Raw genomic sequence first — 15218 nt, 5'->3', positions numbered from 1 at the left:
ATGAAATAAGAGATAGTGGCGATCATAGCTACTATCTCTTATTTTGTTAATAATTCTCATACTAGCTATAAATTTTTTTCAGTTTGTGGAACAAATTTGGTTCGGTGATTGTCTATTATGTGTACGTATAAAAAGGTGCTAAAAATTTGGAAGGAATGATGATTTTGAAAAATAAGAGGATGCTAAAAATAGGAATATGCGTTGGTATATTAGGTTTAAGTATTACAAGCCTAGAAGCTTTTACAGGAGGGGCATTGCAAGTTGAAGCGAAAGAAAAGACTGGACAAGTGAAACATAAAAATCAGGAAACGTATAAAGAGTTCTCTCAACTGGAGAAAAAATTTGATGCTCGATTAGGTGTATATGCGATTGATACTGGTACAAATCAAACAATCTCTTATCGACCTAACGAAAGATTTGCCTTTGCATCAACCTACAAGGCTTTAGCAGCAGGAGTATTACTACAGCAAAACTCAATTGATTCATTAAATGAAGTAATCACATATACGAAAGAAGACTTAGTGGATTATTCACCTGTTACAGAGAAACATGTAGATACTGGAATGAAACTAGGAGAAATTGCTGAGGCAGCTGTTCGTTCAAGTGATAATACTGCAGGGAACATTTTATTTAATAAAATAGGAGGACCTAAAGGATATGAAAAAGCGCTTAGGCATATGGGGGATCGGATTACTATGTCTGATCGCTTTGAAACAGAATTAAACGAAGCTATTCCAGGAGACATTCGTGACACTAGTACAGCGAAAGCTATTGCTACGAATCTTAAAGCTTTTACGGTCGGAAATGCACTTCCTGCTGAAAAACGTAAAATTCTTACAGAGTGGATGAAAGGAAATGCTACAGGAGACAAACTTATTCGTGCAGGCGTACCAACTGACTGGGTAGTTGGAGATAAATCAGGTGCTGGCAGTTACGGGACAAGAAATGATATTGCTATCGTTTGGCCTCCAAATAGAGCACCAATTATCATCGCAATTTTATCTAGTAAAGATGAGAAAGAGGCAACTTATGATAATCAACTCATTGCAGAGGCAACTAAAGTTATAGTTAAGGCTCTTAGGTAATAGTATTTTAGTTTTCGCATTTTTAACATGAAAGTATTAAAAGTATAAAGTTAGAAAACGACTCTTTTCGTGTGATAAGAGTCGTTTTTGTATTCTTATTATTAAAAAGGTAAAAGTAAAAATATAACGAATATATATGACATATCTCATATGAAATTTCATGTACTGTATTATTTTATTAATTTAAATAAATTTCAAGAAAGTATAATTTAATTCAGTTAGCATATAGAAGTTTTTGATGAGAATGTAAAGGAGAAAATATGAAAAAGAAGATTAATAGAATTGTAATGATTATTTGTATATTAGTAGGTTTTACAATCTTTTTATATTTACAGAACAATTTAATAAGTATAACTGAGGTTAAAATAACCTCTAGTAAAATACCATCCTCTTTTAAAGGGTATAAAATTCTACAAATTTCAGACTTACACAATAAAAAATTTGGCGATAATCAAGATGTGCTAATTCAAAAAATAAAAAGTATAGACCCAGATATTATTGCGATTACGGGTGATTTAATTGACAGTAAATCATACGATGCAGAAGTTAGTATGCAATTAATACGAGAAATGGTAAAGAAGTATCCTGTATATTTTGTGACAGGAAACCATGAACAATGGTCTGGAAAGTATAACAGTTTAGAAAAAGAGTTGAAGAAATATGGTGTCAATGTTTTAAGGAATGAACATGTAGGCATTCGAAAGGGTGAGCAAGAGATAAACTTGCTAGGTATTGATGATCCAGAGTTTGGTACTGGAAACCGTGATGAAGGAAATATTATAATAGATGAAATTAAAAAAGCAAAAATTGAAATGCAGCCAGATAGATATAATGTATTATTATCCCACAGGCCTGAATTTATAAAGGAATATACGAATGAGCGGTTGGATTTGGTTTTATCGGGACATGCTCATGGAGGGCAAGTTAGATTGCCATTTATCGGAGGATTAGTTGCGCCAAATCAAGGTGTTTTACCTAAATATACAGCGGGTTTATATGTAGAACAAAATACATCAATGGTAGTGAGTAGAGGATTAGGAAATAGTATCATTCCGCAAAGGATTTTGAATAGGCCAGAAATTGTAGTCGTGCAGCTAAATTAAGCTGTACGATTTTTTTTATACAAAAATGAGTAAAGGGGCTTTCTGTATTTTGCAGGAGTAAACATTACAATTTTGTTAAAAATTTTCTACGTTACATAAAGTAACAAAATTTGACCCTCAGTGTTTGTTATAGTGTAAATAATCAAAAAACTTAAAATTTGTCGAGTGAAAATTGTGATAAGTAATTCATATAAAAAACTTAAAGGGGTGTACACATGCATAAAGAATATGAAATTGAAGAATACACGGCGATTGAGGAACAAATCCATTATTATTGTAAATGTTTATTAGTAAGTCATCCTGATCAAATAATAAAGTATTTAGAAAAAAGGTTAGAAAAATATGCAGAAACATTACAATATGCACATTTATATCCTGACACAGTTATTTTACCGTTACAGCAATTAGTTATCGAATATTCTTTAGACGTTGCTAGAATTCGGAAGTATATGAATTTAAAAACGTAAAGTGAAATTTATAGTTTAAATGAAACAGAGTCGACTTTAGGAAATGAAATGCTAATGTCGACTCTGTTTCATTGTTTAATATCGGTGATTGAACATACATACTAATCAACGAAGTTTGACATATAATTAAGCAAGAGTAAAATAAAAGTGAGTACTCACTCATTTTTATTAGAAAAGGAGGATGAAACGTGCAACAACCTTCAATTATTTTACGGACTGTATCAAAAAGTTTTGGAAAAAAAGAAGTGTTACACAATCTTTCATTGCAAGTTGAAAAAGCAGAGATTTTTGGTTTTGTTGGACCTTCTGGATCGGGGAAAACAACGCTCATTAAAATGATTGCAGGTATTAATGAGGCAACGAAAGGTGAAGTGCTTGTTAATAATACTAATATGCCTAATTTAAATGAAATGAAACGAATTGGTTATATGGCCCAGGCGGATGCATTATATGAAGAATTGTCAGCATATGAAAATGCAGATTTTATAGCAACGATGTATGGATTAAAGGGAAAAAGTAAAAAGACAAGAATTGCAGAGGTTTTTGAACTTGTACAATTGTCACAGTATATGAAAAAGCAAGTACAACAATTTTCAGGTGGAATGAAAAAACGCTTATCATTAGCAATAGCACTCCTCCATGAACCAGAAATATTAATTTTAGATGAGCCTACAGTGGGGATAGATCCGCTTCTTAGGAAAACGATTTGGGAAAAATTTTATGATCTTAAAAAGAAAGGCACAACGATTATTGTAACGACGCACATTATGGATGAAGCTGAATTTTGTGAGCGTCTAGGATTAATTAGAGAAGGGAAACTAGTTGCGGTTGGAACAACTGAAGAATTGAAAAAACGCGTGTCATCTGGACGGATTGAAGATGTCTTTTTGCTAGAAGAGGTGGTGCCATCATGAGAGTTACTGGTGTAATCATACGTATTATTCGTCAATTTTTTCGAGATAAGCGTTCGTTAGCAATGATGTTTGGAGCACCGATATTATTACTTTGGCTTTTGTCACTAGTGTTTACACAGAAAGACTATATACCGCAAATTGCTGTTGTTGATATGCCCGCTCAAATAGTAAAAGTGATGAAAAATCAAGAAGCGTCAATTTATGAATACAGTAAGGAAAAGGCGATTTCTGAGTTGGAAAAACAAAAGGTAGATGCAGTATTTCGAATAGAGAATGGAAAAATGAAACTTCTGTTGGAAGGTAGTGATTCGTCAAAAAATCGTGCTGTACTTCAAGTATTGCAAAAAAGCACAGAGAAGAATGATGTATCGATTATGAAACCTGAAGTAAATTATTTACATGGCTCTAAAGACTTTACGATGTTTGATGGGCTTGGTCCTGTATTAATTGGTTTCTTTACATTTTTCTTTGTATTTATATTATCAGGTGTATCTTTCGTAAGAGAACGTTTAAGTGGTACGCTAGAAAGGTTATTATCCACCCCAGTAAGAAGATGGGAAATAGTCGCAGGGTATATTATTGGTTTTGGAATCTTTGCCTTTATACAATCCATTATTATCGTAAGTTTTTCCGTTTATATTTTAGATTTATACGTAGCTGGCTCCATATGGCTAACGTTACTTATTACATGTATGCTCTCTTTAACTGCACTAACATTAGGTACGTTTTTATCGGCATACGCAAATAATGAATTTCAAATGATTCAATTTATACCGCTTGTTATTGTGCCACAAATCTTCTTTTCTGGATTGTTTCCAATGGAATCTATGAATAAGTGGCTACAAATGTTAGGGAAAGTATTTCCACTCACATACGGCGCTGACGCAATGAGACAAGTGATGATTCGGAATCAAGGGTTTACAGAGATTGCATTAGATCTTACTGTATTATTACTTTTTTCACTATTATTTGCAGTAGGAAATGTATTTGCTTTAAAGAAACATCGCAAAATATAATAATGACAAAAAGGAGCTTTATAAATGCAGAAGGATTGGCTGGAGGAATTAATAGCTGCAACTAATACGGATAAACGAAATGAACGTCAAATGCGAATATTAGAGGCGGCTGTTGATATGTTTGGAGAAAAAGGATACGCTTCAACTTCAACAAGTGAAATTGCAAAGCGTGCTGGTGTAGCGGAAGGAACCATCTTCCGCTACTATAAGACGAAAAAAGATTTATTACTAGCGGTCGTAATGCCAACTTTAACTAAGTTCGCTGCACCATTTTTCGTTCAAACCTTTGCAAAAGAAATATTTAAATCAGAGTATGAATCGTATGAAGGACTTTTAAGGGTTGTAATTCATAATAGATTTAAATTTGCTCAAAAACACTTTCCTATGATAAAAATATTAATTCAAGAAGTACCATTTCAACCAGAACTAAAAAATGAAATACAGCAATTAATAGAAACAGAACTTTTTTCACATTTCAAAAAGTTGATTGTGAAATTTCAAGAAGTAGGGGAAATTATTGAGATACCACCATCTTCCGTACTACGTCTTACTTTATCAGCTGTATTAGGTTTATTATTAACACGATTTTTATTATTGCCTGAAGAAAAATGGAATGATGAAGCGGAAATTGAAAATACGATTCAATTTATATTGTATGGATTAACTCCACGATTTTAATCGTTGAAGTGTGAATTACATACATTACTTTTAAGTAAAAATAAATCGCCTTTAAAAAGGCGATTTATTTTCATTATATATTTTTGATAAATAAGTACTTGTTTACTAAAAACATTCTAAATCAGCGTGTTTCTTTGTCTCTTCTTCTAAGACCTAATAATCCTGCTAGTCCTAATAAACCAAGCCAAGCCCAATTATTATTTTTATCACGATTATCATTTAAATCATTTGTTGTATTTACATTTCGAGTTCTTACATCATTATTAACTCTGTCTAAGTTATTGTCATTTACTCGAGTTGAAATATCAGTGTTATTAACTCTATTCATATTATTTCCATCGTATTCAGCTTGCGTAGATGTACCTAAAAACATAATAGATAGTGCTAAAACACTTAAAATAGATGATAATTTCTTTTTCATAACAATCCCTCCTTTCTTAATCATTAATTTCTCCGAAGCAAGTGTGTATTATTCATTTCACAATATCTAAACCCTCATTAATAAGGCGCACATTTATAGAAAATAGAGTTGAATGATTGTTAATATATCATTGGATATATATTTCTCATAAAAATAAATGAATCAAACTTTGCTTAAAATGTTAATCTTAGTACAATTTATATTATACGGGCTAGCACTAAGGAGGTAATAAGATGCGACAATTTGCAAAACCAACAATCGTCGTAAGTAAATGTTTAGAATTTGATGCTTGTCGTTATAATGGAGAGATGATTCCAGATGTAACAATACGAAATTTGCAGCCATTTGTTACATTTATACCTGTTTGTCCAGAAGTGGAGATTGGATTGGGAACTCCTCGTGAAACGATACGAATTGTAGAAGAAAATGGTATGAATAGACTTGTGCAACCGTCGACACGAGAAGACGTTACTGAAAAAATGGAGCAGTTTTCAAATGACTTTTTACAAACGATATCGGATGTGGATGGTTTTATTTTAAAGAATCGTTCACCAAGTTGTGGTACGCGTGATGTGAAAATTTATTCTGGTTTTGAAAAAGCGCCAGCAAAGGGAAAAGGATCGGGCTTATTCGGCGGAGCAGTAGTAAAAAAATTTTCGCATCTTCCTATTGAAGAGGAAGGCAGATTGTCGAATTTTATTATTAGAGAGCATTTCTTTACAAGGCTATTTACAATCGCATATTACAAAATGATTAAACATAGTAAAAATATAAAAGACCTTGTATCGTTTCAGTCGGACAATAAATATTTATTTATGGCATATAATCAGGTGAAACAAAAGGAATTAGGGCGTATAATTGCAAATCAAAAAAATGAAAAAATTGAAGTGGTATTTGAAAACTATGAGAAGACTTTATATGAATTATTTATGCGTGCGCCCCGTTATACATCGAATGTAAATGTATGCGAGCACATTTTTGGATATTTTAAAACAAAGTTAAAAAAACAAGAAAAAGATCATTTTATAGAACTGTTACAAAAGTATGCAGAAAAGAAAATACCACTTAGTAGTTTACTTACAATTTTAAAATCATGGGCTATTCGATTTGATGAAAAGTATTTATTAAGACAAACATATTTCGAACCATACCCTGAAGCATTAGTAGAAATTTCTGATTCCGGAAAAGGTAGAGATTATTAAACAATAAATTACATAATTCGACACAAAACCTCCTATGTTGTTGTAGAACAATGTAGGAATTTTTTTGTGCATTAGTACAGAATCTGTTTTAAAATTAAGTTATGACAGAATTGTAGCAATTGTCTAACTAATATTCCTGTCTTTTAAGTTGTTATGTTTGTAGTAGAAACTCGCACGCTGTCGAAACTCAATATTCGATAAGGGGTGTGTAGCGGAATGGAATTTACTCTAACTCGCGAAAAACAAATGATTAAAGAAATGGTACGTGACTTTGCTGAAAAGGAAATCGCACCGAAAGCTGTATATTATGACAAAACTGCAGAGTTTCCATATGAAACATTTCAAAAAATGGGCGAACTAGGATTATTAGGCATCCCATTCCCAGAAGAGTATGGAGGTTCAGGTGGCGATACGGTATCGTATGCGTTAGCAGTTGAAGAAATTGGTCGCGCTTGTGGTGGCACCGGTTTAAGCTATGCTGCAACAATTTCATTAGGTGCTTCTCCAATTTATTATTTCGGTACAGAAGAACAAAAACAAAAGTATTTAGTTCCAATGGCGTCAGGTAAAACATTAGGTGCCTTCGGATTAACGGAGCCGAATGCTGGATCAGATGCAGGTGGTACTCAAACGAAAGCGGTATTAGATGGTGATGAGTATGTAATCAGTGGTGAGAAGTGTTGGATTACAAACGCAGAGTATGCAAATACAATTATTGTAACCGCTGTCAACGGTATTGAAGAGAATGGTAGAAAACGTATTTCTGCATTTATCGTGCCTACTACGAGTGAAGGATTAACGATTTCAAGTCCTTACGATAAGATGGGTGTTCGCGCTTCTAATACTTGTGAAATCGTACTTGATGGTGTTCGTGTACCGAAAGAAAATATTCTTGGTGATGTAAATAAAGGCTTTAAACAATTTTTATATACACTTGATGGAGGGCGTATTTCAATCGCTGCATTGGCAGTTGGTATTGCGCAATCAGCCTTTGAACGTGCATTACAATATGCGAAAGAACGTCAACAATTTGGAAAGTCAATCTCTAATTTCCAAGCGATTCAATTTAAATTAGCTGATATGGCGACTGAAGTAGAGCTAGCACGCAATTTAGTACATAAAGCAGCTTGGTTAAAAGATAACGATAAACCTTTCGGCAAAGAAGCGGCAATGGCAAAACTATTTGCATCGGAAGCAGCAAGCCGTATTGCGAATCAAGCAGTACAGATTCATGGTGGATATGGTTATATGCGTGAATATGAAGTTGAACGACATATTCGTGATGCGAAACTATTAGAAATTGGTGAAGGAACTTCTGAAATTCAACGTCTCGTAATTGCTAGACATTTAGGATGTAGATAAAAGGGAGGAATCACTATGTTTCAAAAAATATTAATTGCGAATCGCGGGGAAATCGCTGTTCGTATTATGAAAACTTGTCAAAAACTTGGTATTCGCACTGTTGCTATTTATTCTGAAGCAGATGAAAATGCCCTTCATGTGAAAATGGCAAATGAAGCTTACTTAGTAGGTGGACCGCGTGTCCAAGAAAGCTATTTAAACCTTGAAAAAATTATTGAAATAGCTAAGAAGACAAATGCAGAAGCAATTCATCCGGGTTATGGTTTATTATCAGAGAATCCGTCTTTTCCGGTTCGCTGCAAAGAAGAAGGAATCGTATTTATCGGTCCTTCAGAAGAAATCATTACGAAGATGGGAAGTAAAATCGAATCACGTATCGCAATGCAAGCAGCAGATGTCCCAGTAGTCCCAGGTATTACTACAAATATTGAAACTGCTGAAGAAGCAATTGAAATTGCAAAACAAATTGGTTATCCATTAATGCTTAAGGCATCCGCAGGCGGCGGAGGCATTGGTATGCAGTTGATGGAAACTGAGCAAACGCTCACCAAAGCGTTTGAAAGTAATAAAACAAGAGCGCAAAACTTCTTCGGTAACGGAGAAATGTATTTAGAGCGATATATAGCAGATGCGCATCATATTGAAATTCAGCTTTTAGCAGATACACATGGTAACACAGTGTATTTATGGGAGCGTGAATGTTCGGTACAGCGCCGAAATCAAAAAGTAATCGAAGAAGCACCTTCACCATTTTTAGATGAAGGTACACGAAAGGCGATGGGAGAAGTTGCTGTACAAGCTGCCAAAGCACTTGGCTATACAAATGCAGGTACAGTTGAGTTTCTTGTAGATGATCAGAAAAATTTCTATTTCTTAGAAATGAATACGAGATTACAAGTAGAGCATCCAGTGACAGAAGAAATTACGGGATTAGACCTTGTAGAACAGCAACTCCTTATCGCAAGTGGAGAGAAACTATCATTTACTCAGGATGATGTAAAACGTAGTGGTCATGCCATTGAAGCTCGTATTTATGCAGAGGATCCGAAAACATTCTTCCCATCACCTGGGAAAATTACAGATTTAACATTACCGTCAAATGTACGGATTGATCACTTCTTAGAAAATCATGTAACGATTACACCTTTCTATGATCCAATGATTGCGAAAGTCATTGCACATGGCGAGACTCGTGAAGAAGCAATTTCGAAATTACATGATGCTCTAGAAGAATTAAAAGTAGAAGGTATTAAAACGAACACGCCAATGCTACTGCAAGTTTTGGAAGACGAAGTGTTCAAAGAGGGTATTTATACAACGGGTTTTGTAACGAAACAACTCGTTAAAAAATAAGATTTAACAATATTAAGGGGGAAAAATGATGACGAAAGTATACGCATCGATGGCAGGAAACGTTTGGAAGATTGTTGTAGGAGTAGGAGATACAGTAGAGGAAGAGCAGGATGTCGTCATTTTAGAATCTATGAAAATGGAAATTCCAATCATTTCAGAAGAAGCTGGCACAGTTATGAAAATTAATGTGCAAGAAGGCGATTTTGTAAATGAAGGAGATGTATTATTAGAAATTGAATAGGGAGATATAGGGGGAAGCGAATTGAAACTACCTAATTTTGCTGTCATTAAAGAAGTCGGGCCACGTGATGGCTTACAAAATGAAAAAAAGATTGTTGGCACAAAAGATAAAGTAAAATGGATTCAACTACTTACAGAAGCAGGATTGTCGTATGTTGAAGTTTCCTCATTCGTTCACCCAAAATGGGTCCCTGCATTAGCAGATGCAAATGATGTATTTTCTGAGCTGAAAAGGGATCCAAATGTTACATATGCTGCGCTTGTTCCGAATCAAAATGGTTTGGAACGAGCTTTTTTGCAAAATGTAGATGAGGTGAATGTTTTTTTATCAGCAAGTGAATCTCATAATAAAAGTAATATTAATAAATCGATTAAAGAAGCGTTAGTTGTAATCGCAGATATAACAAAACAGGCATTATTCGAAGGGAAAAAGGTAAGAGGCTATGTTTCTACTGTATTTGGATGTCCTTATGAAGGGGATATAAGTGTCACAGCAGTTGACGAATTATGTAATCAACTATTTTCATACGGCATTTATGAAGTTTCTCTTGGGGATACAATCGGTGTAGCGAATCCATTACAAGTAGAACAAGTATTAGAACATCTATTAAAGAAGTATGATGCTTCGCAGTTTGCCATGCATTTTCATAATACGTATGGAATGGCTCTAGCAAATGTAGTTAAATCATTAGAATACGGTATTACAACATTTGATAGTTCTTGTGGTGGACTCGGGGGCTGCCCTTATGCACCAGGAGCATCAGGTAATGTTGCTACTGATGACCTAGTACATATGCTCCATAAATTAGGAGTTCAAACGAATATAGACGAAGAAAAGTTATTGCGAGCTAGTCAATTTATTCAAAGTAAGCTAAATATCCAATTACCGAGTCATGTGTATAGAGCGCTTCAACATAAAACGATAAGTAGGTGAGAAGATGCTACAATTACAAAACATTTCAGTTGATTATGTAACACCTCACGTTGTAAAGATTTCGTTATATCGTGAAAGACAAGCAAACTCATTATCTTTAGCGTTATTAGAAGAGTTACAAAACATATTAACTCAAATAAGTGAAGAGTCCAATACGCGTGTAGTTATTCTAACAGGTGCTGGTGAAAAAGCATTTTGTGCTGGTGCTGATTTAAAAGAACGTGCTGGTATGAATGAGGAACAAGTTCGCCATGCTGTTAGTATGATTCGCACGACTATGGAGATGGTTGAACAATTACCACAGCCAGTTATTGCTGCTATAAATGGAATCGCACTTGGTGGTGGTACGGAATTAAGTTTAGCTTGTGATTTTAGAATTGCTGCTGAATCTGCAAGTCTTGGTCTTACTGAAACGACACTTGCAATTATACCAGGAGCGGGTGGTACACAGCGCTTACCGAGATTAATTGGTGTTGGTAGAGCAAAAGAATTAATTTATACAGGTAGACGTATTTCAGCGCAAGAAGCAAAAGAATATGGTTTAGTAGAATTTGTTGTACCAGCTAATTTACTTGAAGAGAAAGCGATTGAAATAGCAGAGAAAATTGCTAGTAATGGACCTATTGCTGTTCGATTAGCAAAAGAGGCAATTTCAAATGGTATTCAAGTTGATTTACATACCGGATTACAAATGGAAAAACAAGCGTATGAAGGTGTAATCCATACGAAAGATAGATTAGAAGGATTACAAGCATTCAAGGAAAAACGCACACCAACGTATAAGGGGGAGTAAATATGTTAGATCAAAAACAACAATCTAATTCATTTGAAGAACGAGTTGAAACGATTAAACAAGGCGGCGCACCAAAGTATCATGAACAAAATAAAGCAAAAGGAAAATTATTTGTTCGAGATCGTTTAGCGCTTCTATTTGATAATGGCGAATATGTAGAAGATGCATTATTTGCTAACTGTGAACAAACAGGCTTACCTGCGGACGGCGTTGTAACGGCAACGGGTAAAATACATGGTCGTACTGCATGTGTAATGGCCAATGATTCTACTGTAAAAGCTGGATCATGGGGATCACGCACAGTTGAAAAGATTTTACGTATTCAAGAAACAGCTGAAAAACTACGTGTTCCGTTATTTTATTTAGTCGACTCTGCTGGAGCGCGTATTACAGATCAAGTAGAAATGTTCCCAGGGCGCCGTGGTGCAGGAAGAATCTTCTATAATCAAGTGAAATTATCAGGTAAAGTTCCTCAAGTATGCTTATTATTTGGACCTTCTGCAGCTGGTGGTGCCTATATTCCAGCCTTTTGCGACGTTGTAATGATGGTAGAAGGAAATGCATCTATGTATTTAGGATCTCCTCGTATGGCTGAGATGGTTATCGGTGAGAAGGTAACTTTAGAAGAGATGGGCGGAGCTCGTATGCATTGCTCTGTATCAGGATGCGGAGATGTTTTATGTAAGACAGAAGAAGATGCGATTACACAAGCAAGACAATACATTTCATATTTTCCAAACAACTACTTAGAAAAGACTCCATTGGTTACACCTCAAGAACCGAAACAATTCGATAAAACGTTAGAACAAATCATTCCAGAAAATCAAAATGCTCCTTTCAATATGAAAGATCTCATTAATAGAGTTATTGATGAAGGTTCATTCTATGAAGTGAAAAAATTATTTGCTCAAGAGCTAATTACAGGCTTAGCACGTATTGATGGTAAGCCAGTTGGTATTATTGCAAATCAGCCGCGTATGAAGGGCGGCGTATTATTCCACGATTCAGCTGATAAAGCTGCTAAGTTTATTAATTTATGCGATGCATATCATATTCCATTATTATTCTTTGCGGATGTACCAGGATTTATGATTGGTACAAAAGTAGAGCGTGCCGGTATTATTCGCCACGGTGCAAAAATGATTTCTGCAATGAGTGAAGCAACTGTACCGAAGATTTCTATCGTTGTTCGTAAAGCATATGGCGCTGGTTTATATGCGATGGCAGGTCCAGCATTTGAACCAGATTGCTGTCTGGCATTACCGACAGCCTCTATTGCGGTAATGGGTCCAGAAGCTGCGGTTAATGCTGTATATGCAAATAAAATTGCAGCTTTACCAGAAGAAGAGCGTGCTAGCTTCATTGCTGAAAAACGTGAAGAGTATAAGAAAGATATTGATATTTATCATTTAGCATCAGAGATGGTGATTGATGGTATTGTTCATCCAAACAATTTACGTGAAGAGTTAAAAGGACGTTTCGAAATGTATATGAGTAAATATCAAGTATTCACAGATCGTAAACATCCTGTATATCCAGTTTAAAAGCCCTATTTAGGGCTTTCTTGCTCAAAAAGTTAAGGAGGGGAAAACATTGAAACAAGCAGTTTGGTTTCCAACAGAAGAGTACAAGGAAAAAACACGTTTATATGGTTGGATGAAATTATTGGGATATGAAGACTATGAAACTTTTTATAATAAATCTATTGAGGAAACAGCTTGGTTTTGGGGAGAGGCAGAAAAAGTAGTAGGCTATCAATGGATGAAACCTTATACAGAAGTGTTAGACTTAGAAAATGGTACACCGTTTGCACAGTGGTATAATGGCGGAACATGTAACGTTGTAGAATCAGCTTTATCTCGCTGGCTTGCGGATGAAGAGACGAGAATACAGCCAGCACTTCAGTACGAAGGGGAAAATGGAACTTCAAAATCATTTACATATGAAGAGCTTGACAACTGGGTAAGCCGTGTTGCAAATGGTTTGAAACACGCGGGTATTGAGAAAGGTGATCGTGTAACAATTTATATGCCGATGATTCCAGAAACAGTTGTTGCGATGCTAGCTGTAATGAAAATCGGAGCAATTATTTCACCAATATTCTCAGGCTTTGCGTCTGATGCAGTCATGACACGTGTGCAAGCGGCAGGTTCAAAAATGATTATTACCGCAGATGGATTTTCACGCCGCGGTAAAATTGTTTCTTTAAAAGATGAAGTAGATAAAGCTTGTGAACATTGCCCAACTGTTGAAAAAGTTGTTATCGTTCGTCATGCAGGAAATGATTTTACACCACATAACTATGACTTTTCGTGGAGTACGCTAGAAAAAGAAAAACCATTCATACATGCAGAGGAAATGCAAAGTGATGATCCATTGATGCTCATTTATACATCAGGAACGACTGGTAAGCCGAAAGGAACAGTACACACGCATGCAGGATTTCCTTTGAAAGCAGCTTTTGATGCAGGATTTGGAATGAATATTAAACAAGGTGATCGTGTATTATGGGTAACTGATATGGGCTGGATGATGGGGCCGTTTCTATTATTCGGTTCACTCATTAATGGAGCAACGATGGTTATGTACGAAGGTGTTCCAGACTTCCCAGAAGCAGACCGGTTATGGGAGACAGTTGATAAATATGAGATTACTCATCTAGGTATTTCGCCAACGTTAATCCGAGCATTAATGGCAAAAGGTGATGAGTATGTCAATAAACATTCTTTAAAGAGTTTGGAAGTATTCGCATCAACAGGAGAACCTTGGAATCCTGATCCATGGATGTGGCTGTTTGAAACAGTTGGAAAAGGAAATGTTCCAATCTGTAACTACTCAGGTGGAACTGAAATCTCTGGTGGGATTTTCGGTAATGTTCTTATTAAGCCAATCGCACCGATTAGTTTTAACGCATCTTTACCAGGAATGGCAGCTGTCGTACTGGATGATCAAGGTAAACCAATTCGAGATGAAGTCGGAGAATTATGCTTAGAGAAACCTTGGGTAGGTATGACGAAAAGCTTCTGGGAAGATGATGAACGTTACGTGAACACATATTGGTCGCGTTTTGAAAATAAATGGGTCCACGGTGACTGGGTCATTTACGATGGTGAACAATATATCATCACAGGGCGTTCAGACGATACGTTAAATATTGCAGGTAAACGTATTGGACCTGCTGAATATGAATCTATTCTTGTGAAACATAACGATGTAATTGAAGCTGCTGCAATTGGTGTACCTGACGAAGTAAAAGGTGAAGTTTGTCATTGTTTTGTAGTATTAAGAGATCATGTAACATTCACAGGAGAATTAAAGAAAGAATTAATGAGTTTAGTAAACTCTCATATTGGAAAAGCGTTGTGTCCTAAAGACATCCACGTTGTAGAAGATTTACCGAAAACACGTAATTCTAAAGTAATGCGCCGTGTTATTAAAGCAGCTTACTTAGGAAAAGAATTAGGTGATTTATCATCGCTTGTAAATCCTGAAGTAGTTCCGTTTATTCAGGGTTTACAGTCTAGTAAATTATAAAATTAGAAAGGATCTCTATATAAATAGAGCTCCTTTTTTATGTTTATAAAAAGAGAAGAAGTGAAGTTGATGAAGAAGAAAAATTCTACTATTAGTGTTAAGTATGTTTTTTAGTT

At 35.3% G+C, this 15218-nt stretch carries 15 protein-coding genes; 14 read left to right on the top strand and 1 reads right to left on the bottom strand.

Features of this window, described 5'->3' with window-relative positions; genetic code table 11:
* The first annotated feature begins 158 nt into the window (after window positions 1-158).
* The 6 genes from bla to HMAS_RS12010 all read left to right on the top strand — a co-directional run bounded on the left by bla (window position 159) and on the right by HMAS_RS12010 (window position 5263).
* Complete coding sequence (gene bla / locus HMAS_RS12035; RefSeq protein WP_044306568.1) at window positions 159-1085, top strand: class A beta-lactamase Bla1; 927 nt, start codon at window positions 159-161, stop codon at window positions 1083-1085.
* A 260-nt stretch (window positions 1086-1345) separates the two neighbouring features.
* The gene (locus HMAS_RS12030) at window positions 1346-2188 is read left to right on the top strand and encodes a metallophosphoesterase (RefSeq protein WP_000727193.1); all 843 of its coding nucleotides are present in this window, start codon (window positions 1346-1348) and stop codon (window positions 2186-2188) included.
* A gap of 215 nt (window positions 2189-2403) precedes the next feature.
* A complete protein-coding gene (locus HMAS_RS12025; RefSeq protein WP_000548621.1) occupies window positions 2404-2655 on the top strand; it encodes a hypothetical protein in 252 nt (83 codons plus the stop codon).
* 188 nt (window positions 2656-2843) lie between these two features.
* The gene (locus tag HMAS_RS12020) at window positions 2844-3569 is read left to right on the top strand and encodes an ABC transporter ATP-binding protein (protein ID WP_001187074.1); all 726 of its coding nucleotides are present in this window, start codon (window positions 2844-2846) and stop codon (window positions 3567-3569) included.
* On the top strand, window positions 3566-4585 hold the full coding sequence (locus HMAS_RS12015; RefSeq protein WP_116344846.1) for an ABC transporter permease: 1020 nt from the start codon (window positions 3566-3568) through the stop codon (window positions 4583-4585). The genes HMAS_RS12020 and HMAS_RS12015 overlap by 4 nt, the downstream gene beginning before the upstream one ends.
* Window positions 4586-4609: 24 nt before the next feature.
* On the top strand, window positions 4610-5263 hold the full coding sequence (locus HMAS_RS12010) for a TetR/AcrR family transcriptional regulator (protein ID WP_025709592.1): 654 nt from the start codon (window positions 4610-4612) through the stop codon (window positions 5261-5263).
* 121 nt (window positions 5264-5384) lie between these two features.
* Here HMAS_RS12010 and HMAS_RS12005 read toward each other — a convergent pair whose 3' ends face one another.
* Window positions 5385-5684 (bottom strand): WGxxGxxG family protein, encoded by a 300-nt coding sequence (locus tag HMAS_RS12005; protein ID WP_000728157.1) that lies wholly within the window; start codon window positions 5682-5684, stop codon window positions 5385-5387.
* Window positions 5685-5917: 233 nt separating this feature from the next.
* On the opposite strand from HMAS_RS12005, the gene HMAS_RS12000 reads away from it, so the two are divergent.
* The 8 genes from HMAS_RS12000 (at window position 5918) to HMAS_RS11965 (ending at window position 15102) form a co-directional block, all read left to right on the top strand.
* The gene (locus tag HMAS_RS12000) at window positions 5918-6886 is read left to right on the top strand and encodes a YbgA family protein (RefSeq protein WP_061113239.1); all 969 of its coding nucleotides are present in this window, start codon (window positions 5918-5920) and stop codon (window positions 6884-6886) included.
* Between the two features lie 216 nt (window positions 6887-7102).
* A complete protein-coding gene (locus HMAS_RS11995) occupies window positions 7103-8248 on the top strand; it encodes an acyl-CoA dehydrogenase (RefSeq protein ID WP_000397279.1) in 1146 nt (381 codons plus the stop codon).
* A gap of 15 nt (window positions 8249-8263) precedes the next feature.
* The gene (locus HMAS_RS11990) at window positions 8264-9601 is read left to right on the top strand and encodes an acetyl-CoA carboxylase biotin carboxylase subunit (RefSeq protein WP_000486742.1); all 1338 of its coding nucleotides are present in this window, start codon (window positions 8264-8266) and stop codon (window positions 9599-9601) included.
* Between the two features lie 25 nt (window positions 9602-9626).
* Complete coding sequence (locus tag HMAS_RS11985) at window positions 9627-9842, top strand: acetyl-CoA carboxylase biotin carboxyl carrier protein subunit (RefSeq protein ID WP_001987345.1); 216 nt, start codon at window positions 9627-9629, stop codon at window positions 9840-9842.
* A gap of 21 nt (window positions 9843-9863) precedes the next feature.
* Window positions 9864-10775, top strand: a complete 912-nt coding sequence (gene mvaB, locus HMAS_RS11980) for a hydroxymethylglutaryl-CoA lyase (RefSeq protein ID WP_006928511.1) — start codon at window positions 9864-9866, stop codon at window positions 10773-10775.
* A gap of 4 nt (window positions 10776-10779) precedes the next feature.
* On the top strand, window positions 10780-11568 hold the full coding sequence (locus HMAS_RS11975; protein WP_000939818.1) for an enoyl-CoA hydratase: 789 nt from the start codon (window positions 10780-10782) through the stop codon (window positions 11566-11568).
* Window positions 11569-11570: 2 nt separating this feature from the next.
* Window positions 11571-13112: an acyl-CoA carboxylase subunit beta gene (locus HMAS_RS11970; protein WP_116344845.1), complete on the top strand. Its 1542-nt coding sequence runs from the start codon at window positions 11571-11573 to the stop codon at window positions 13110-13112.
* Between the two features lie 49 nt (window positions 13113-13161).
* Window positions 13162-15102, top strand: coding sequence for an AMP-binding protein (locus HMAS_RS11965; protein WP_048535335.1), 1941 nt, complete (start codon window positions 13162-13164; stop codon window positions 15100-15102).
* The last annotated feature ends 116 nt before the right edge of the window (window positions 15103-15218 follow it).

This window comes from Bacillus sp. HMA207 (genome assembly GCF_003402455.1).
GTDB lineage: Bacteria > Bacillota > Bacilli > Bacillales > Bacillaceae_G > Bacillus_A > Bacillus_A cereus.
This window is presented reverse-complemented; position numbering and strand designations above follow the sequence as displayed.